Genomic DNA, 21,605 nt, shown 5'->3' with positions numbered 1-21,605 from the left:
AGCAGATGTTAGATAAAGCACGAACAACTTCTTATATTTTCAATCTTTGCAGGGGACCCAGGCATGTATTAGAGATTCACAATAGAATGGGACCCGGCTAGTAGCTCCATCCGTTCAATTAAAATTCTTCTCGTATTGCTATGAATCGATTACAGTCAAATTGGAATATACTTTTGGTTGTCCTGGCATTTTTAGGAATAGATGCAGGCAGATCAGTAAAATCACCATCAGAGATGATATCAGCCCCGGCGACAGGGAAGCTGGTCGTGGATGTTCAAAATCCGGTCTCAACGATTCAGCCAACCATGTTTGGGATCTTCTTCGAGGACATCAATTTTGCTGCAGATGGAGGCATCTATGCCGAGCTGATCAAAAACCGGTCTTTTGAATTTGATGACCCGTTGATGGGGTGGTCGCAGCCTGCCAGTAACCGTTGGTCCAACAATCAATCCTCGGGATTTGCATCTGCGATAAACAAGGGCGATGAGGAACCCAATGGGCATTTCTTGCGCGTTCAGGTACGTGCAGACGAAGGCTATGTCCTGATGAATGAAGGCTATCGTGGTATCGGATATAAACAAGGCATGGAATATCGTGTCAGTCTGGAAGGCAGGGTAGAAGAAGGAAACCCCCGGGTGACGCTGGAACTCTTAAGTGCCGACAGCACGGTGATCGGGTCCGAAGAACTGGTATTGAACGGAAAGGACTGGAATACCTATCATGCAAGTATCAAAGCATCCAAAACGGAGTCCAAAGGCCTCTTTCGCATCCGTTTTAATGGGGTTTCCGCGCTGGATCTGGATATGATCTCCATGTTCCCGGCGGATACCTGGAAGGGTCGCAGGAATGGATTACGCAATGACCTGGTTCAGTTGCTTGCCGACCTGCATCCGGGTTTTGTTCGTTTTCCGGGCGGATGTATCGTCGAAGGCCGGACTCTGGAGCAGCGTTACCAATGGAAGAAGACAGTAGGGCCGGTAGAAGAACGGACAACACTGATCAACCGCTGGAATACGGAATTCAGTCATCGCAGTACTCCCGATTATTTCCAGAGCTTTGGGCTGGGATTCTTCGAATATTTCCAGTTGGCGGAAGACCTGGGAGCGGAAGCCTTACCCATCCTGAGTTGTGGCATGGCCTGCCAGTTCAACACCGGCGAGCTGGTACCCATGGATGAGCTGGATCCCTATGTACAGGATGCATTGGACCTGATCGAGTTTGCCAATGGGCCGGTCACCTCAGCCTGGGGTAAAGTCCGGGCGGACATGGGCCATCCGGAGCCTTTCCATCTTAAAATGATCGGTGTTGGTAATGAGCAATGGGGGACCGATTATTTTGACCGCTACCGGGTATTTGAGTCGGCGATCAAATCGCGCTATCCGGACATTCGGATCGTGTCCGGCAGCGGCCCTTTTGCCGAAGGAGAAATGTTTGAATACGGCTGGGAAGAGCTGCGGGGATCCAAGGCAGACTTCGTCGATGAACATTATTACAAGCCACCGCAGTGGTTTCTGGATCACGCGGGACGTTATGATTCCTACGATCGCAATGGTCCGAAGATCTTTGCCGGAGAATACGCCGCACATGATCCACTGGCTACCGATCCGCTGAAGAAGAACGACTGGCGGAGCGCACTGTCTGAAGCAGCTTTTATGACGGGATTGTTGCGTAATGCGGACCTGGTCCAGATGTGTTCCTACGCGCCGCTCTTTGCCCATGTGGACGGATGGCAGTGGACGCCGGATCTGATCTGGTTTGACAACCTCAGTTCTTATGGCACACCTAATTATTACGTGCAGGAGCTCTATGCCAATAACCGGGGCACCCATGTGCTGAAAATGAACATGGATGGCAACCCCATGACCGGTCAGGATGGTCTTTATGGAGCGGCTACCTGGGATGATAAAACCAGTGAATTGATTTTGACGCTGGTGAATATTCAGGATCATCCGCAGGAGGTGCCGATCCAGGTTAAAAATGCCCGGTCTTTGGCTAAGCAAGGCACCAGAACCGAACTCAAGAACCCGGATCTGTTGGCTTTCAATTCATTGTCGGATCCACAACACATCAAACCGGAAGAATCCATGATCCCGGTGGCCGGTGATGATTTTACTATATCGCTGGCTGGGCAGTCACTTACGATTATCCGTATTAAAACCGATCGTTAGGTTTTAGGATGTCATATGTTAATTGACCCTTCCAGCAGGTCATGCCTTTTCCCGGGCATCCGGATTCTTAACCTCTACTTTTGGTGGCACCAGATAATAAAGCACCGGGGTTACCAGTCGACTGAGTAAGGTCGAACTGATCAGTCCACCGATCAGGACGATAGCCAGAGGGCTGATCAGAGGACTGCGTTCCAGCACCAACGGAGTCATCCCGCCTATGGCCGTCATCGAGGTCAGCAGGATCGGCAAAAACCGGGTTTCGGCGCCATCCATCACCGCATCGTATAATTTCATGCCTTTCTCCCGTAAGGAGTTGGTGTAATCCACCATCAGGATTGAGTTCTTGATCTCGATCCCTGCCAGCGCGATAATACCCACGGTAGCCACGAAAGACAACGTTTCTCCGGTCACCCACAGGGCTACGATGGCTCCGATGAAACCCATCGGAATTACACTGAGGACGATCAATGTGGACTTAAAAGTGCGGAATTCCAGCACGAGGATGGCCAGCAGACCGAAGACCGTCAAGATAATGATGGTTTCGATGCCACCAAAAGATTCTTCCCGGGACTCCCGCTCACCAGCCGCTACCAGCCGGTAACCTTCCGGGAATGGAACATCCGACTGAATACGTGCAATGATGGCGTCCGTCATCTGATCAGTGTTGTATCCGGTTTGGACGAAACTGCTCACCAGGCTGTAGCGTTCCTTGTTAAAATGCCGGATGACCGGAGGGGAAGGGGCCATGGTAATCTTTGCTATGGATTTTAGCGGTACCAGACTGCCCCCAAGCGAGGTGACGTAAATTCGGTCGAAGTTTTCCAGTGCATTGGCGCTGTTTTGGCGGATGGAGGCGTTCAGGGTGTATTCATCACTTTCAGCCGTCCGAATCTCACCGATGTCAAGCCCGGCGATAGCCAGCCGGATGGTTTTGGCTATCTCCGCGCTGGTCAATCCGTATAAACCGGCCTTGTCACGGTCAATGTTGACCTTTAATTCGGTTTTCTGGTATTTCAGGTCGTTTTTAACATAGAGGCTTCCCTCCATGTGGCGCATCAGTTGTTCCACACGCTCACTCAACGCTTCCAGGGTATCCAGGTTGTCCCCGATGATGCGCATTTCAATCGGAGCTGAGATGGGTTGGCCTTGCTGGAAACGGCGCACCTCAACCTTTGCACCGGCATACCCGGTCAATTCCCGGCGCAGCACATCGGCAAAATGCTCGATCTCCGGTACTTCCGTATTGTCATCCATAAATACAATCAGCTGACCGGTATTATCCGAGGACTGCTTCTGAAATTCATTGTAATAGATCCTGGGATTACCCATTCCGGTATTGGAGGCCAGTCTTGCCACTTCCGGCTGCTGTAGCAGCTTCTGTTCAATCTTACGGACCACCCGGTCCGTGTGCAGCAGATTACTGCCCGGTTCGGTCTCCACGTCAACAATAATGATGGGCTTTTCAGAGGACGGAAATAAACTAAAACCCAGGTGAGGGATGATCAAAAATGAGGATGCGAAAATGGCAGCCGCAGCCAGCAGAGCAATGACCGGGTGCTTAACACACCACCCTAACAAACGCTGATAGGGGTTATTGACATATTTTTTAAATCCCCGGAAGCAAATATTTCCCTGCTGATGGCTGGTTTGCTCATGGGCTTTGAGGAAGACACTGGATAGAAAAGGTATGATGGTCAATGAAACAAATAACGAGGCCAGCACCGTAAGCATCACCGCCATCGGGAGGGAACGGATGAAGTCCCCGGACCCTTCCGGCAGATTAGCCAGGGGCAGGAATGCCAGTAGCAAGGTTGCGGTACAGCCCAGGATAGCCACCAGGATGTGATTGGTGGCTGAGACAGCTGCGTCCTTAGCCGAGATACCTCCCCGCATATACCGTTCAATGTTTTCTACGACGACGATGCTGTCGTCCACCAGCAATCCCAGTGCGATGACCATGCCCACAATGGAAAGCTGATTCAGGGTATAACCCAACAGGTCGAGCAAAAACAGGCCGATGCTCAGGGATAATGGAATGGATATCATCACCACCAGGGAAGCACGGGTTCCAAGTGGTAGAAGGGTCAGCAATACAAGGAAAATAGCAATGGCAAAATCACGCCCCAAACCATCCAGACGCTTCCGTACACCTGCTTCCTGGTCAAAGGCCTGCTCCATGTGAATGTCTTTGGGCAGAGTCTGTGAAAATTGGTCCAGAACGGTTTGGATCTGGCTTCGCGTAGAGACAATATTCCGTTCGTCCTTCATGGCAGTCACTACCCAAATGGCGCGGTGACCGTTTAGCCTGGCGATGTGAACCTGATCCTCATCCGTGAGATAGATGTTAGCCAGGTCGGAAAGATGGGTTATTGCGCCGGTAGGTGTTGTGCGTACGACCGTATTTTTCAATACCTCGATATCCTTGATCTCCGCTGTGGTTTTGATGTTGTATTTGCGGTCTCCCAAATCGATGTCTCCACCGGGAATATTGATGTTGTTGGCCTGGATCAAACCAATGACCTGGTTAAGGCCCAAACCCAGCGAGGCCATGCGTTCCAGGTCCAGTTCGATCTTAATGGTCCGGTCCGGGACGCCCTGGATTTTGACGTATTTGATGTCCTTGATCCGCTCGAGATCCTTCTCAAGTTGTTCTGCATGATCATTGAGGGTCTCCATACTGGCAGTCTCGGACATGAGTGCTGTCTGCAGGATGGCTACATCACTGCTGGCAGCCCGGTTTACATCCAGGCGGATGATACCATCGGGAAGGTCATTGCGTAGTTTGTTGATTTCCCGGATGACATCGTTGTTCTTGGTATCCACATTGACGCCATAGTTGAATTCAACCAGCATGACCAGCAATCCGTCATTGATCGTCGTGGTGATCTTCTTGATGTCTTCCAGCTTATAGAGCTCCTCTTCGATGGGATCGGCGACCAGCTCTTCCATATCTGCCGGCGAGGTGCCGGGATAGATGCTGATGATCGAAAACATCGGGGCATTAAATGGAGGGTCTTCGCTCCGCGGCATGTTGAATAATGAATTGATGCCGAGTAGCAGGACAGCTAAGAACAGGATCAGGGTAAACTGATAGTTCTGGACAAAAAATTTATTGAAATTCATTGGTGTTCGTTTTGTGGGAGTTATTGATTGGCCAGAATAACTGCATCGCCATTTTCCAGGTAGATTGAGCCGATGGTAACCACGGCATCTATGCCGTCCAGACCACTGGAGACGACCACGCGGTCCCCCAGCAGGCGGGCGATGGTCACCTGGTGTTTTACAGCTTTACCGCCGGAGATGGAGAAGACCGTGGCTAGACTGCCATTTGCATCAACCAGGGCATCAACCGGGATCGTCGTCTGGGTATTTTGTATGGCTGGTGTAAGCAGTACCTTGCTGGTCATACCTGCTGCCAGTGAGGCCGGTTGATCCGTGAATGTCAGCTCGATATTCAGGGTGCCGCTGGCATCCTGGGTAAGCCTGGCTTTATCGCTGATCCGTGCTGTGAACAACTCTCCGGGGTAGGCGTCCATGGTGACGGTTGCCTTATCACCAATTTTTACCCGTGCCCAGTCTAGATCTGTCAGTCCGGCCTGGATGCGCCAGTCCTTGTCGGCAATGCCCATGATGGCATATACCGGCATTCCGGGACCGGCTATCTCACCCTGGTGTAGCACCTGCTTAATCACTCTGCCGGCGATCGGAGACCGTACTTCACTGTGGCTTTGATTGAATTTGGCGATCGAGAGTGTTTCTTCTGCTACTTTTAATGCACTTCCGGCATTTTGCTTTTGCTCCAGTGTAGCCACGCTATCGGCAAATAAACTGGATACACGATCAAAGTCCCGCTGAGCTTTGGCCAGTCCTTCTTCAGCTTGCCGGACCTGTGCATCAATTTCGGTCATGATCAGGGTAGCCAAAAGTTGGCCTGGTTTGACGGCATCTCCTTCCCGGACAAGGGTTTTATCAATCACGCCTCCGGTTTTAAAGGAGGGTTTGGCGTCGGTCTTACTGACGATGATACCGATGACAGATACGGAAGGTATTTCTTCTATCTGGGAAACGGGCTCAGTCTTCACATAAATGCCGGTTTCGACGGGATTCTCCGGACGTGTGACATCAGGTTTTTCTTCTTGATTTGAAGTGCATGAAATGGCTAATGCCAAAGATGCATACAGGAATAGTACGTTTGTTTTCATTGGATGATGCTTTAGCATGGTTTGAGTTGGCTGTAGGATTAATCAATAGGATAAGAGGCAGCAGCATAGATGTAATCGGCCCATTTGGACCAGGCCATGAACCGGGCCAATGAATTGGCAATGCGGGCCTGGGTGATCTGAGTTCGCGCGTCCAGCAATTCGAGGTAGTTTGCCGTTCCTTCCTGGTATTTTCGATAGACTTCCCGGTAGGCTTTTTCGGTTGCACGGATCCTTGGTTGAAATGTTTTGGCTTGCAGGATGGCGGAACGGAGATTGTTGGCGGCGACCTTTTTCTGCAATTCGATCTGATCGTTGGCAAATGCTTTTTGCTGGATCCGCGCATCTACCGCCGCCTGGGCCTGCTCCTGACGATAACGATGTTGCTTGCCATCATAGATGTTCCAGGTCAGGCTCACACCGAGCAGGGCATAGGGAGCCCAGTTGAAATCAAATGCCTGTGAGCCGATGTCTAATTGAGCTCCGAGACGAGGCTGATAGAAGCGGTCTTCTTTTTCAAAGGCCAGCTGCTGCATGGCGATGGCCTGATCCAGTTGGGCAAGCTCTTCCCGGGCTCCGGAAGGGTTTGACATTGAGTCTGGCAAATCCGGCATATCCAGGATGATATTCACTCTTTCTTCATTTGTACCCAGGAGGTAGGTTAAGTAAGCCCAGGCATTTTCTTCGTTCGCTGCGGCATCAATCTGCTGAGCTTTTAAGCTGGCCTGTTCGGATTCGATGCGGGAGAGGGCTGAGGGCAGTGCAATTCCGTTTCGCAACATGCTCTGGGTGGTGCGTGCTGCTTCTACCAGTAGTGTGTCCGCTTCCTGAAAGATGGAAATGGCCTGATCGGCCTGGCGCCACTGGAAATAGGCATTCATGACCTCCTTACTCAGTTCGCGTTTATAGGCCTTGATCTCCAGTTGTTTTAGGTCGATCTGTGCGGATTTTAATGCGCGGTTGATGGCCAGGTCCGGATTAAATAAAACTTGCTGGACACGAAAGCGGGCGTCATAAAAGTTGTTGGGAAGAAACTGGATGGACTGATTCTCCAGCGATTGAAATTGCTGACTTCCGGTAATCTGATTGAGGGTGCTGTATACCGGGTTTAACAAATCACCGACGGGGAAGTCGATGGCCCGTCCGCCGGCAGCAAGGGTGTACTGGGTGCCGAAGGACAGGTTGGGTAGATAGAGTCCTTGTGCTTCTTTAAGGGCCGCTTCAGCCTGTCGCAACTGGAAATCGTGGGCTTTAAGCTGCTGATTATTGGCCCAGCAGGTCGCTATCAGGGCGCTGAAATCCTGGCCAGGAAGTTGGGTGATGCCCAATACACTGATCAGGAGAACCGGAAGTGAATTACGTATGTTCATTTAATATACAGTGTTCAGTTTGATCGAAAAAATTTTATTGGAAGATGCATTGCAGCATGGATTCCATGGTGCGTTGGATCAGGCTATCGTTATTGTTCTGCTCGACCATTTCCAATCGCTGGGAGCGGGAAAGATTAACCAGGCCGTGAACGGTGCTCCACAGATGCAGTGCTACCAATCGCGGATCCTGTCTGCGAGTACGACTTTGGTCCATTGCGGCTTCACAGCTACTGATCAAAAAATCGAAAAGTTGCTTACCATATCCCCATTCTTCCTGGCAGCGGGTCAGGTGTTGAATGGGTTGCGGGGCATTGAACATGATGTCATACCATTCAGGATTTTTCAGTCCAAAAGCAATGTAACCCTGGCCGATGCGACGGATCCGCTCTACTGGATCGGATAGTTCAAATGCACTTTGCAGTTCTGAGGTCATCCTCTCGAAACCCATCTCCATCAGTTCGTAGACGATTTCGTCTTTATCCTGGAAATAGAGATAAATGGTTGCCGGGCTGTACTCGATGGCCGTGGCGATGTTGCGGATGGAGAGGTTGTCCTGACCTTCTTTGATCAGGATCTCCCTTGCTTTTTCGAGGATCTTCTCCCGGAGTTCTTGTTTTTCCCGTTCTCTGCGTTCACTAATACCCATAGCACAATATACTTAACACTGCAAATATAATGAACAGTGTTTAGTAAAGTCAATACCTCCCTGAAAAATGTTGAAAATTGGTTTGATTGGTTACCAATGAGTGGCACAGAATGCTGCACCTGGTTGCTTATAGGAAACTTAAGTCAGGTTGCGTATTCAACAGAACAGAGCCATAGGCTCGGGCCATTTTATAGTGGCGGATTTTAATCCGCTGAATAGCCAACAATAATCAATGAGTGCTGTAGGCACGGCATATAATGATCATTTCAGGGGGAGGTGTCCTACCCGGAATAAATGTCATCGGACTCAACCCAGTGATTTAGTTCGGTCCAATCTCGTCTGCAGGAATCGATAGTTTATACACGTTGACGCTGGAAATTGTCAAGGATCCATCGAGTTTAGAATAGAACAGAGCCATAGGCTTGGGCCATTTTATAGTGGCGGATTTTAATCCGCTGAATAGCCAAGAGAATCAGTGAGTGCTGTAGGCACGGCATATAATGATCATTTCAAGGGGAGGTGTCTTACCCGGAATAAATGCCATCGGACTCAACCCAGTGATTTAGTTCGGTTCAATCTCGTCTGCAGGAATCGGTAGTTAATACACGTTGTCGCTGGAAATTGTCATGGATCCATCGAGTTTAGAATAGAACAGAGCCATAGGCTCGTGCTATTTTATAGCGGCGGATTTTAATCCGCTGAATAGCCAACAATAACCAGTGAGTGCTGTAGGCACGGTTTAAAATGATCATTTCAAGGGGAGGTGTCCTACCCGGAATAAGCGCCATCGGACTAAACCCAGTGATTTAATTCGGTCCAATCTCGTCTGCAGGAATCGGTAGTTAATACACGTTGACGCTGGAAATTGTCAAGGATCCAACAAGTATAGAATAGAACAGAGCCATAGGCTCGGGCCATTTTATAGCGGCGGATTTTAATCCGCTGAATAGCCAACAATAATCAATGAGTGCTGTAGGCACGGACTATAAAAGATAGATTTTGTCGTTGGCCGGATACAACGCGGTAAGGTTCCGATAACACCCAATAACCAAGCATTCCGGATCCTGGTCATTGCAGGATTGCAGCATATATCTCCGGCCCATACCGGGATGGGACCGTACCGTTCTTTTGGACCGTGGCCCAGCTAGCCTGCCGGGCTATTGACATTAATTTTGAAAAAGGAACAGGGTAGGGAACCCAGGGATTGGCCTGAATCCGGTCGTATTCGATGGTGAGCAACACCCCATCCGGCTGGATTGTCTGACGCAACCGATTCAGAAAATCTACCTGGTCGGGTACGTAATGCAGGGCATTAGCCATAATAATTCCATGAACAGGCTTAACCGGAAATGGTTCCTGGATGAAATTGCAAACCCGTTTATCAATGTGAATTCCGTCAATAGATTCCGGAATGCGTTGCAGGGCAAGTGCATCCTGATCCCAGGCATAGATCCAGCTACCTTCAGCGAGCTGCCTGGCAAGTGCCCGCGTGAAAAATCCATCACCACACCCCAGGTCCATCCATCTGGAAGGATCTGAAGGATACCAGGATCCCCGCAGTAACTGTAAGGCTTGTTCAAATGTCACGCTAAACCTTTCCCCGACCAACAAATGCTTTAGGCCAAAGTTTGATGATTCGTGTCCGAAAATGCTATTTTCAACAGGAATAAAAGATTGATCATGAATTGGAAGAGTTTCCTGCTCCTGTTAATTGCCCAAATGGCTTTCGGCCAAACCAATCTGGATTATCGACTGGACACCCTGATGGCCAGATACACGGACAATGAACGGCCCGGTTGCGCCATCGGAGTCCTCCATGATGGTAAGGTTGTCTTTTCGAAGGGTTATGGTTTGGCCAATCTGGATTTCCATATTGCCTTCACACCTCAGACTGTATCCGACATCGGATCGGTGGCCAAGCAATTTACGGCGATGGCGATGTTATTGCTTGAGCGTGATGGAAAAGTACGACTGGATGCAGATATCCGGACGTATCTCCCGGAAGTACCCGACTTCGGAAATCCTATTCACGTCATCGACCTGCTCCACCATACCAATGGGATCCGTGAGATCTACGGCACCCAGGAAATAGCGGGCTACCGCCCCGGAGATGGGATCCTGCAGGAGGATGCCCTTACCCTCGTAACCCATTCTACCGAGCTGAATTTCGCTCCCGGTGATGCCTACAGCTATTGCAATACGGCGTTCATGCTCCTTGCCGAGATCATTAGGCGGGTGAGCGGCATGCCGTTTGAATCGTACATGCAATCCAACATCTTTAAGCCACTGAAGATGGACCATACCTACATCATGGATCATCGCGGTGAAGCGTTTCCTGGTACGGCTACCTCCTATGGTAAGGAGGATGGAATGTATGTCCAGATTTATGATAACAGCACTGTACAGGGTGCCGGTGGCATGTACACCACACTGGATGATATGATGAAGTGGCTGGCGAACTACCGAGACCCGGTGGTCGGTGATGCACGACTCATTGCAAAAATGAAAGTGCCAGCCATCCTGAATAATGGTGATACCATAGATTATGCCTTAGCGCTGGATGTGGGTAACTACCGCGGTCAGCATGCCTTTGGTCATACCGGTAGTAGTGCCGGATACCGCGCACATCTGCTGTTTTTCCCGGACCAGGATCTGGGCATCATGGTGAAAACCAACACGCCGGGGATTCCGATCCGGGATATTCTGGAGGTGGTAGCTACAGAGGTTGGAAAAATATCGCTGGATCCCATTCCGGTCATGGAGCCGGAATCAAAGGCGCCCTTCGTGCTTGCGAAACCGTTGGCTGCGTATGCGGGTAATTATTTCAGTCCCGAGTTGCAGACGAATTATGAAGTGCGTAATGCCGGCGACCATCTGGTCCTGTGGCATTTCCGGCGGGGTGAATTTGTTATGAAGCCGGAGAGTGAGGATGTTTTTGATGTGGGAGGCTGGACGGTCGCTTTCGAGCGCGATGCGAAGGGGAATTTATCCGGTATGCGGATGACCGGTGGTGGCGTGGATAATTTATGGTTTGCGAAATGGGAATAGGGACGGGCGGTCCGGAGGACCGCTAGCTGCAGCTGCCGGTCCTCCGGACCGGCGTTGATCTCATTCAAAAAAGGCAAACAAGTACTCGTCCTGGTAATCGATGTGATAAAACGTCAGCAGTTCCAGGTATTCTTCCCGGAAATTCTTAGCGCTGTGGTGCTGTGGCTGTTCGCGGATGAAGGCGAGTATCCGCTTAAGCTCTTCTCTTGAATGTGAGAAGCAACCATAAGCATGTTGCCAGTAAAAGTGATTGTCTGTCAGTCGGTTTTCATTGATGAAATTGGTGGTTTCGACTTTAAGTACCTGAACCAGTAAGGCCGGCGCTATTGTTGGATGAAGTTGAATGAGCAGGTGCACATGGTCCGGCATGCAGTAAATAGCCATAAGCCGGCATTTTTTACCCTGGATAAGGCGAGTCATGTATTGTTCTACCCGTTCACGGATATCTTCGCGAATGAGTTCTTCCGGGTCTTTTACTGCAAAAATGAAATGCAGGAAGATCTGCGAGTAGGTGTCGGGCATAATGGGAGTTTATTGATTTATTAAATTTAAGAAAATTCGTTGGCTATAGCATTAGCGGTCCGGGGGACCGCTACCTGGAGATTAAGTTATGCAAACTCCCTAGTTAGCGGTCCTCCGGACCACCCACCTTACACCACCATCCTTCATTTCTTTTTCTTCCTTAACTTCATCCCATGAATCTTCTCTTTCTCGTCCTTGCCGCATTTCTGCTTTACACGATCTACCGTATCGTGGTCGAGGTGCTCGCTCAGCGTGAACACCTTACGGATGAGACCATCCGGGCATTGATGCACGGGAAACTGCGTAAAAATGAAGAGGCTTACCGTCGCGCGCTCATCCACCTGGGTACCTGCCAGAAATGTCAGGCTAAACTGCACAACTACAATGGCGACGAAGACATTCAGCAACAGGTCATCGATGATCTGCACCAGGACTGAGGCAGGGAACGTATTTACGTATTTACGTGCTTAAGTGTTTACGATGCAAGCGAAAAGCGAAAGGCGAACATCCAATAGCAGTGACGTATTTGCGTATTTAGGTGCTTAGGTGTTTACGATGCAAGCGAAAAGCGAAAGGCGTAAAGCGAATAGCCAATAGCAGTAATGTATTTACGTATTTACGTGCTTACGTGTTTACGATGCAAGTGTAAAGCGAAATGCGAAAGGCGAAAAGCGAAAAGCGAAAAGCGAAAAGCGAACAACAAAATACTTCCTATGTGACCTCGGTTACAAAGAAACGACCACTATGCTGCGTACTACCCTTTGAATCTAACACAACAATATCATGAAAACACCAATCGTTAAACTTGCCTTCCCGCTCCTGGCACTGCTGTTACTTGCATTCGGATGCCAGAAGGAAACCACCGAGCCCCAGAACCAAATCAGCCAAGACCGCGGTTTGCTGGAAAACCTGGTCTATCAGTTGCCCGAAGAACCGCTGTCACAAGCGGAAATAGACGGAATGTCCTGGATGCGAGAAGAAGAAAAACTGGCACGCGATGTTTATTCCATCTCGAATACCCTCTGGAATCGCCAGGTATTCGCACACATCACCACCAGCGAACAGTCCCACATGGACGGGATTGGCTATCTGCTGGAGAAATACAGTTTGCCGGATCCCATTACGTCGGATGAAACCGGTGTCTTTTCGGATCAGGCCCTTCAATCGCTTTTCGACAGCCTGAAGATTGCCAGCAGCCTATCCTTAATTGCTGCACTGGAAACAGGAGCCTGGATCGAAGAACTGGATATTCTGGATCTGGATGAGCAGATTGAGCTTGCTGACAACCAGGATATTCTTTTGGTCTATGAAAACCTGCAAAAGGGATCGCGTAATCACCTTCGTGCTTTTGTCCGGAACCTGGATATGGAAGGTGTAACCTATCAGCCGCAACTTCTCTCTGAAGAAAGATACCTGGCCATCATTAACAGCGCACAGGAGACGGGTATTGATTAATTGTAATACAAAGCTCCAGAAAGCAAAAAAGTAGTCCGGAGACTACTTTTTTGCTTTCAATTGGAGTTTGGAGCAGGTAGGGAATACTTTAGGCATATCCTTAATGGTCATCACCCCGGCACAGACCTACGATTTCATGAAATACATCATGCAATCCGACCAGAGATGCCGTGATAGCTTCATCATTTCCTTTTTTGACCAATTTGTCCAGCGATTTGCTTCCTTTAACCAGTTTCTTCGTTGCCATGGTAATGGCCGGGCTGGCAAAAGCTGCAGGAACGGTTGATTTCGCCAGGGCTTTCGCTTTCGTGATCATTTCTGAAGAACGTGTTTTGATGGGCTCCAGGTTTCCCTCTTCAGCGGGATGGAAAGTCTGGGACATAACTCCATGAAACTCATCCAGTGCAGGCCATTGTTCAAAAATACTCTGTCCTTGCATCTGATTTGGCATCATCATTAATCCGATGAGGCCTACTAATCCAAACAAATACTTCATGCCATTTTGCTTTTTAGCGATTTAAAAAAGAACTCAATACAACGATGTGTTGCAAATTATCCACTAGACAACGAATATCAGCCCGGATTGTTGCAATCGGATTGATTTGGCTTACTGCAATCAATGATCTAGGTTATTGTCCGGAATGAATGAATTGCTAGTCAAAATCTGTATTTTTCTCGGAAGTAAACCATTCCGGTTAAGGAAATTAAACAGAAGGTAATAATGATGAAAAAAACTCTCCTTTATCTGAGCACCGTGGTGTTTAGTTTGATCGCCTGGTCAGCAAACAGCCAGACCATCGATTCCACGGAATTAAAGTCCTTGGTATTTCGCCATATCGGGCCATTCGGAAACCGTATTTCATGTACAGTCGGTATTCCGGGTGATCCATTGACCTATTTTGCAGGCGCCGCCACCGGAGGTATCTGGAAGACGGTAGACGGTGGTATCCACTGGAAGCCGGTCTTCGATGACAAACCGGTCCATGCCATTGGAGCATTGGCGGTTGCACCTTCGGACCACGAGATTGTCTGGGCCGGAACCGGTGAGCCCTTCATCCGGTCAAATGTTTCGATCGGTGACGGAGTGTGGCGGTCCATGGATGGTGGCGAAACCTGGGAACATATCGGACTTGATTTTCCCGGTCGTGTGAGCCGGATTATCATTCATCCCACTAACCCTGACATCGTCTATGTAGCAGCTTTGGGCCACGGGTATGCTCCGCAAAAGGAAAGAGGTATTTACCGCACGACCGATGGAGGCAAAACCTGGGAACTTGTGCTGCACGTCAATGACAATACCGGCGCTTCCGACCTGGTTATGGATCCTTCGAATCCCAGGATCCTGTTCGCAGGGATGTGGGAATTTGAACTGCGTACCTGGGTGCGCAATAGTGGCGGACCAGGAAGTGGTGTTTTCCAGTCGACCGATGGCGGAACCACCTGGCAACGCCTGGAAGGTCACGGACTACCTAAAGGCCCGCTTGGTAAAATAGCATTGGCGATGACACCAGCTAATCCTGACCGGGTTTATGCCCAGATCGAGACGGGTGATGGTGTACCGATGGATGGCAAGCCAACCGATACAGGGGAATTATGGATTTCGGACGACAAAGGCAAGAGCTGGAAAATGGTCAATCCTAACCGGGATATCGGAGGACGGCAAGCTTATTATACCCGCTGTGCCGCTTCCCCGGATAATCCCCATGAGGTCTACTTCATCGCAGCCAACTGGACAAAAAGTATTGATGATGGCCGCACGCTGATCACGCCGCAGGACCAACCCAACTGGGACCACCACGACATGTGGATCGACCCCTTGGATGGCAACCGGATGATCGTCGCCGGCGATGGCGGCATTTCTGTTTCCCAGAATCGTGGAGAATCCTGGCTTAAAAAGCAATTAGCCGTAGCCCAGGTTTACCACGTAACCACCGATACCCATGTGCCTTATAATGTTTACACCAACCGTCAGGATGGACCGGCCATGCGGGGACCCAGCCGTTCGAAAGCCCAGGGGATGTTAGGCCCCAGCTCCATTCCCCGCGGGATGTGGCACGACATCGGAGGAGGGGAAAGTGGTTTTGCTACGCCCGATCCGGTTGATCCCGATATCATCTGGTCGAGTGCTTCCGGCCGCGGACCTTTGGGTGGTATCGTCGTGCGCTACAATGAAAAAGTACGGCAGTACCGCGATGTGGAAGTGTGGCCTGAAATGACCACCGGTCATCCAGCCAGTGACGTGAAGTATCGTTTTCAGTGGACCTTCCCCCTTTTGATCTCCCCACACGATCACAACACCATTTATGTAACCAGCCAGGTGGTTCATATGACGACCAATGGTGGTCAAAGCTGGACCGTGATCAGCCCCGATCTGACCAAAAATGAACCCGCAAAACAGAAATTCTCCGGAGGATTGACGGGGGATAACATCAACGTCGAATATGGAAACGTCATTTATGCTTTTGATGAGTCGCCTGCTAGGGCCGGTGTACTCTGGGCTGGCACGAATGATGGTCTCGTTCAGGTAAGTCAGGACGGAGGACAGCATTGGACCGATGTCACTTCCAACATTCCCGGCATTCCGCGTGACGGGGTGGTCAGGAACATCGACGCTTCCAAATGGAGCGCCGGCAAAGCTTATCTGACCATTGAAGCCCATCAGGTCGGAGATTTCAAAGCCTATGTTTACAAGACAGAAGATTTTGGCAAGAAATGGACCCGGATCACCGATGGCATTCTACAGGACAACCTGAATTATACCCGGTGTGTGCGGGAAGACCCTGTTCGCCAGGGATTGTTGTATCTAGGTACCGAATCCATGCTTTATGTATCCTTTGATGATGGGGCGCATTGGCAACAATTGATGACCAATATGCCGCACACGCCGATGTATTGGATTGATATCCAGGAAGAATTTAACGATATGGTGATCGGAACGTATGGCCGCGGTATCTGGATCCTGGATGATATCTCCGCATTGCAGGAACTGACTCCGGCCATCCAGAAAGGCAAATCGCATTTGTTTGATGTACACGATACCTACCGTTTTCAGCCTAAAACGGCCATCATGCCGGAATTTGACGATCCTTCGGAAGGCCAGGATCCCCCCTATGGGGTCAGTCTGAATTACTGGCTGAACCAGGACGTCAAAGACTCGGTCCATTTTAAGATCATCAATGCAGCAGGCGATACCGTACGGACCATTCATGCAGCTCCCAAACCGGGACTTAACCGGTTATGGTGGAATTTACTGGATGACCCAGGAAAGAAACTCATGATGCGGACACCACCCTTATATGCCGACTGGGTGCCGATGGGTAAGGATGGCACCAGGCCAGTGCACCTCGGCCCTGCATCTCTGTTAGTGCCTCCGGGTGAATATCAGGTGGTCATGATGGTGGGGGACGGCACCTACCATTCTAATCTGAAAGTGATGAAGGATCCCGATTCCGAAGGGACCAATGCTGATATTTTGGCCCAGCATCAGCTTTTGACCACGATCCGTACCGATCTGAATGAAGTCGTTGGACTGGTTAATTCAATGGAGTTGGTCAGGGTACAGTTGAATGACCTGAAGAAATATGCCGGATTACACGCGGATAAGTCTGCTATTGCTGCAGCCATTCAGCAGCTTGACAGCCTGGCCACCGGGTTAGAAGGAAATTGGATCCAGTTGAAAATCACAGGTACCGGACAGGATGTTGTCCGCTGGCCTGCGGAACTGGCAGAACAGTTGGATTATCTGATCTCCGGGGTATCCTCCGTAGATTTTCGTCCGACCGACCAACATCAGCTGGTGGCGACGTTATTACATGAAAAGACGGAAAAAGCGAAAGCGGATTTTGAACAATTTAAAGCGAATCAACTCAGTCCGTTCCTGCAAAAACTGCAGGATTGGGGAGTAGGGCCGATTTCCCTTCCCCGGGATTGATGATTAGGTAAGCAATCATGCCTTGTTCCTGGTGGCTACCATTTGAAGTTGATGCCGAACGTGAGGTTTAAAGTTCGCTGGTAGCCACCATCCGGTGCAGCGCTGTCAAAATAATACCGCATGGTATAGAGCAAGCTCACATGTTTGGTGATGGCGAGGGCAAACTGCATTTCGTCCAGAAACCGGTAATCGGCAACATATGCCAGGTTGGGTTGGTAGTATGAGGTATTCGTCAGCTGGAAACCACTCTCTCCCGGTTTCAGTGTGAAGGACAGATAGGAGCTTAACCGGTTCGCCTGCGTGCGGCTATCGTAGCGTGACGATCGTTCCCACTCATGCATATAGGATGTACCCAGGTACAGGTTAAACGGTTTTGAATTGACTAGCTTGAAGCGGGGACCCACACCCACCAGGTTGCGCAAGTCAATAAATAGCAGCGAGTTATTCAATAGTTGGACGAACACTTCGCCCCTTACAACTGGTGTAAACTCGTGGTTGTAACGAAAATGGCCAAACCAGCTATTTGCAAATTCCTGCTCACCGGACTTGGATAATTCAAAGTTGCCCAGTAACAGGAAGATCCCCTTCAGATTTTTGGTCTTTAATGAGGAAAGCAGGTTGGTAGACATCAATAATAGTTTGGTGCCGTCGTTGTTCGAATAATTGCCGTTGAGGCCCAGATTAAAGACCACCTTATTCGAATCGGATTGGATCCGCCGGGCTTCGATGTTGACGAGTTGGGCCTGGATGCTGCCACCAATCATCAGAAAAAGTGAAAGGACGATGTACCGCATACCGGAAGATAACAACTCGTTGCTCAAATTTTGTCCAATCCTGGCAATCAAGCCTGAGGAAACCTGCTACTAATTTTGTTTTGCAGGTAAAATCGACGCCCGGGGAATAACTGGCTGGTGATTTTCAAAACCTTTACGCACGGCTTTTACTTCCCAATCCAGTTCGTAATTACCCGTTCCCTGCCATAATTCCTGAACCACTATACCCGTGGCATCCTTCTTGACGACCGCCAGACCCTTTGAGTCGGCAGATAATGGAGTGAGCACTACCGTCATGGTTTGATCATTGATGATTTTTTGGAAATGATCTGGAAATGTTACTTCTCCACGGCCATTCTCAAGTTTGATGGTCCCCCGGCAATATGCCGCCGCTTCCGGTCCTTCCAGCGAAACATAGCTGATGACCTTATCCGGTTCGGTAGGATCATCGGTCACGAAGTTTTTCATATCCCCAAAAATGACACCCTGACCAGCTGCATTGATGTAGATTCCGGCTTTTATTTGGTTACTACCGTTGTATACCGCTACGTATCCATTATCGGCATGATCCGTTAGATGTGAGAGTAAAACATTTCTGCCGGAAGGGCCACTGACCTGCAATTCTCCGCCGCCTTGTGAGGTATAATTGGTTGCTAAATAACTGCCGAGTCCTCCACCGGGAAATAGCTCCAGTTTTCCGGTAGTAGTACCTCCCAGTTTGGTGGACGCCCATCCTGCACCGTTAACGAACTGGAGTGATTCCTTGTTTAGAGTGACTCTGGTCTCGGGGAAGGCATCGGTATAGGTGATTTGATCCGGAGTGAATTTGAAACCCAGATCATTACCATCGGGGCGATCAAAATGCATTTCAGAACCGAAGAGATGCAATGCCTGGATGGCGGGATCACCCAAAACCAAATCGTTCGCCACAATATTTTGGGTTTCAAGGCCATTCGAAGTAATCACATTCTGCACATCTACGGGATAGCTGGTGTATATGTTCGCGATGGAAGGAGGCTCCGTCAGGAAGTAAGTAGCATTCCAATAGGTGGGGATGGGCAAAGTGACCGGATCTGCATTACCGGTTAAGTTCAATTGATACAGCGTTGAATTGTCGATGCCTGCATCCAAAAGGGTGGTCAATGTCAGTTGTTGAATTTCATTTTGAGGGTCATTATCGGCATCGTCTACGCCGTCCTGAATGCTGGACAAGTCCACCTGATTGCCGCCGGAGATGGAAAGGTTGGTGCCACTCAAATTCAATGTCTGGGGAGCAGCGGCAGGCAGAACTACCGTCCCTCCTCCGTTATCCAGGTGTAAATTATTTCCATCCAGCGTCAGGTGCTGAATTTCATTACCCGGGTCCGCATCGTCATCAACAGGAAGGTCAATTGCCCCTCCATTTTTGGATAGGGACAAACCGCGGCCAACCAGGCTCAATTGTTGAATTTCATTATCCGAAGAGTTGTCCTGGTCTGCTACCGAGAAGGTTACCCCGGTGCCTCCTTTCGTCAGACCCAAATTTATGGTGGTTTCATTTTGAGTGACCGTAAGGTTCTGTATTTCATTGTTAGGATCGGCATCCGCATCAACGGTGCCTACGGAGTCCGGAATAGGTAAATTGACTGCGTTGCCGTTTGAAAGGGAGAGAACATTCCCCTCAATGGCTAAGGACTGCAGCTCGTTGGTTGGGTCAGCATCCGCATCATCGGTATTCGCAGTACGTTCAGCATACAGGGCATAAGGTACAGATAGCAAGGGCACGAACCCTAATGACGAATAGGAGGTTCCTCCGGCAGCGTCCAGTTCGACATGCATTTCTAAGACAGAAGCACCCCAGTCTATGGCCTGAAAGTCTCCGGAAACGGGTGCTCCATTCCCAATAGCAATGTTAAACAGGCCTATCGGAGAGGTAGTGACGTGATGCGTTTCTGTGTAGAGGATGGTGGCATGATTGGTAGCCTCTACGATGGAGATCCTCAATCCGAGTTCCGTATCCGTTAATGGCTCCTGTGAGGCATTACGAGCGACGGCCTGGTAGTTAAAGGCCATTGGTGTCTGACCGAAGGCGAATGCACCGGTGATCAACAGGAAGACCATGGGCAACCATCGCTTGGGTGAACTGGTGGTAATCGATATTATTTTCATTGCTTAACGAGTTTTATGGTTGAGGTCTCGCCATTTAAGGTAGCGAGTTCCAAATAATACATGCCGGGGGGCAAATCAGAACCATCCAGCGTGGCAGAGGAGCCAGGCAAAGACTGCTGACGTACGAGCACGCCAAGGGAATTATACAATTTGCAGGAAAGGTGTTCCGGATTCTCGAGCTCTATTTGCAGTGTGGATTGAAATGGATTGGGATAGATAGTCACTTCCATGGCACTGTTTTGAACCCTGGTACTGGTGGCCAGCTGGGGCTGATGGAAGCCTTGAGTAAGCAGATTTCCCTGTTGGAGCGGTTGAACCGCAAGTTCTCCCAGGGTAAATTCCAGTGAACCAAAGGCTCCGGTCAGCGTGGTTCCGGTCGATGAGATAACCATGGGAGAAAGTTGCTGAGCCCATGAAGCCTGGAATACGCTAATGAAAAGAAAAAGTAAAAACCATCTCATGGCAGGTAAAATTCGATTAGTCAAATTAATTCCCAAGGAATTACTGGTAGTGCAATCAATCGTAAGCATTCAGTTTCGATATTATCCCTTGGCTGAACACACCTTAATATAAGCAAAAAAAACCAATATGAGTGTTTCCGGCAAGGTCACAAGCGCTCTCATTACCGGAGTAATATGGGTGGTAAATAAGGAGCTACTAAAAAGCCCGTAGCAGGGTTCCGGCTACGGGCTTAACAAAACGCAATCGGCGTTATTGCTTATTCACTCCAGGGTGGTGTCACACCATTCGAACGGGCATAAGCGATGAGTTGGCCCTTGTGCTCGCCGCTATGCTCCAGGATAAGCATTAATAAGGCTCTGCGGGTAAAATCGCCAAACTGCAGTTTGATCACCTCGTCCAGGTCTGCTTCCTTACCCATGGTAACCTGATCGTTCAGAAATGCAAATGATTTTTCAACGGCATCGACGATATTCGCTTTGCCTGTAATCTTCTCCATGTTTACGACATCGACGTCTTCGGGAATTTTTGCGCCCATGGTCATCAGGAAAAAGTAATTGGAAGCAGCCACATGCAGCAATGCTTCACCGGTAGAACGGACGCCTTCAGCAGGACGCCAGTTCATTTGTTCTTCCGAGAAAGCCTGAGCCAGCCCAACCAATTGTTGTTGATTGCGTCCGACCAAACCGGCAAGGTCGGTGTAAAAAGTATGTTCCTGGGCCTGTGCCAATTGCACGAGCGCCATGCAGCAAAAGAGAATGAGTTTTTTCATAAAGCGAGGATTAAGTTAGTGAGCTATGTGATCACCTTATGAAATTAATCAATCTCTGGATTCCAAATAAATTTTTCCAACCGGCCAGGTTGAAGAGAGAACACTATGAAAAAC

16 protein-coding genes are annotated in these 21,605 nt (G+C 49.5%); 5 read left to right on the top strand and 11 right to left on the bottom strand.

The window, feature by feature from the left end; genetic code table 11:
* The first annotated feature begins 233 nt into the window (after positions 1–233).
* Entirely contained in the window at positions 234–2,168 is a 1,935-nt protein-coding gene (locus H6570_13405; GenBank protein ID MCB9320274.1) for an alpha-L-arabinofuranosidase, read from the top strand.
* A gap of 39 nt (positions 2,169–2,207) precedes the next feature.
* On the opposite strand, the gene H6570_13400 is transcribed toward H6570_13405, so the two are convergent.
* The 5 genes from H6570_13400 to H6570_13380 form a co-directional block, all read right to left on the bottom strand.
* Positions 2,208–5,291 carry an efflux RND transporter permease subunit gene (locus H6570_13400; protein MCB9320273.1) on the bottom strand — a complete coding sequence of 1,028 codons (3,084 nt, stop codon included), beginning with the start codon at positions 5,289–5,291 and terminating at the stop codon, positions 2,208–2,210.
* Positions 5,292–5,311: 20 nt separating this feature from the next.
* Positions 5,312–6,370 carry an efflux RND transporter periplasmic adaptor subunit gene (locus H6570_13395; GenBank protein MCB9320272.1) on the bottom strand — a complete coding sequence of 353 codons (1,059 nt, stop codon included), beginning with the start codon at positions 6,368–6,370 and terminating at the stop codon, positions 5,312–5,314.
* A gap of 38 nt (positions 6,371–6,408) precedes the next feature.
* Positions 6,409–7,737 carry a TolC family protein gene (locus H6570_13390; protein MCB9320271.1) on the bottom strand — a complete coding sequence of 443 codons (1,329 nt, stop codon included), beginning with the start codon at positions 7,735–7,737 and terminating at the stop codon, positions 6,409–6,411.
* A gap of 34 nt (positions 7,738–7,771) precedes the next feature.
* Positions 7,772–8,383 carry a TetR/AcrR family transcriptional regulator gene (locus H6570_13385; protein ID MCB9320270.1) on the bottom strand — a complete coding sequence of 204 codons (612 nt, stop codon included), beginning with the start codon at positions 8,381–8,383 and terminating at the stop codon, positions 7,772–7,774.
* Positions 8,384–9,451: 1,068 nt separating this feature from the next.
* Positions 9,452–9,970, bottom strand: coding sequence for a class I SAM-dependent methyltransferase (locus H6570_13380; protein MCB9320269.1), 519 nt, complete (start codon positions 9,968–9,970; stop codon positions 9,452–9,454).
* A 93-nt stretch (positions 9,971–10,063) separates the two neighbouring features.
* Between H6570_13380 and H6570_13375 the strand changes: the two genes are divergently transcribed.
* Positions 10,064–11,431, top strand: a complete 1,368-nt coding sequence (locus H6570_13375) for a serine hydrolase (GenBank protein ID MCB9320268.1) — start codon at positions 10,064–10,066, stop codon at positions 11,429–11,431.
* Between the two features lie 60 nt (positions 11,432–11,491).
* Here the strand turns inward: H6570_13375 and tnpA are convergent, their stop codons facing one another.
* Positions 11,492–11,953 carry an IS200/IS605 family transposase gene (gene tnpA / locus H6570_13370; GenBank protein MCB9320267.1) on the bottom strand — a complete coding sequence of 154 codons (462 nt, stop codon included), beginning with the start codon at positions 11,951–11,953 and terminating at the stop codon, positions 11,492–11,494.
* A gap of 173 nt (positions 11,954–12,126) precedes the next feature.
* Between tnpA and H6570_13365 the strand changes: the two genes are divergently transcribed.
* Both H6570_13365 and H6570_13360 read left to right on the top strand, forming a co-directional pair.
* Entirely contained in the window at positions 12,127–12,390 is a 264-nt protein-coding gene (locus H6570_13365; GenBank protein ID MCB9320266.1) for a hypothetical protein, read from the top strand.
* 460 nt (positions 12,391–12,850) lie between these two features.
* Positions 12,851–13,408, top strand: a complete 558-nt coding sequence (locus H6570_13360; GenBank protein MCB9320265.1) for a DUF2202 domain-containing protein — start codon at positions 12,851–12,853, stop codon at positions 13,406–13,408.
* A 100-nt stretch (positions 13,409–13,508) separates the two neighbouring features.
* Here H6570_13360 and H6570_13355 read toward each other — a convergent pair whose 3' ends face one another.
* Entirely contained in the window at positions 13,509–13,904 is a 396-nt protein-coding gene (locus H6570_13355; protein ID MCB9320264.1) for a hypothetical protein, read from the bottom strand.
* Between the two features lie 225 nt (positions 13,905–14,129).
* Here H6570_13355 and H6570_13350 point away from each other — a divergent pair, with 225 nt between their 5' ends.
* Positions 14,130–17,339: a sialidase gene (locus H6570_13350; protein MCB9320263.1), complete on the top strand. Its 3,210-nt coding sequence runs from the start codon at positions 14,130–14,132 to the stop codon at positions 17,337–17,339.
* A 35-nt stretch (positions 17,340–17,374) separates the two neighbouring features.
* On the opposite strand, the gene H6570_13345 is transcribed toward H6570_13350, so the two are convergent.
* From H6570_13345 to H6570_13330, 4 genes are all read right to left on the bottom strand, one after another.
* On the bottom strand, positions 17,375–18,133 hold the full coding sequence (locus H6570_13345) for a DUF481 domain-containing protein (protein ID MCB9320262.1): 759 nt from the start codon (positions 18,131–18,133) through the stop codon (positions 17,375–17,377).
* A 69-nt stretch (positions 18,134–18,202) separates the two neighbouring features.
* Entirely contained in the window at positions 18,203–20,260 is a 2,058-nt protein-coding gene (locus H6570_13340) for a hypothetical protein (GenBank protein MCB9320261.1), read from the bottom strand.
* Positions 20,257–20,721 carry a T9SS type A sorting domain-containing protein gene (locus tag H6570_13335; GenBank protein MCB9320260.1) on the bottom strand — a complete coding sequence of 155 codons (465 nt, stop codon included), beginning with the start codon at positions 20,719–20,721 and terminating at the stop codon, positions 20,257–20,259. The genes H6570_13340 and H6570_13335 overlap by 4 nt, the downstream gene beginning before the upstream one ends.
* A 257-nt stretch (positions 20,722–20,978) precedes the next feature.
* Positions 20,979–21,491, bottom strand: a complete 513-nt coding sequence (locus tag H6570_13330; GenBank protein MCB9320259.1) for a DinB family protein — start codon at positions 21,489–21,491, stop codon at positions 20,979–20,981.
* Positions 21,492–21,605: the final 114 nt, after the last annotated feature.

The sequence above is a fragment of the Lewinellaceae bacterium genome, assembly GCA_020636135.1.
Lineage (GTDB): Bacteria > Bacteroidota > Bacteroidia > Chitinophagales > Saprospiraceae > JAGQXC01.
This window is presented reverse-complemented; position numbering and strand designations above follow the sequence as displayed.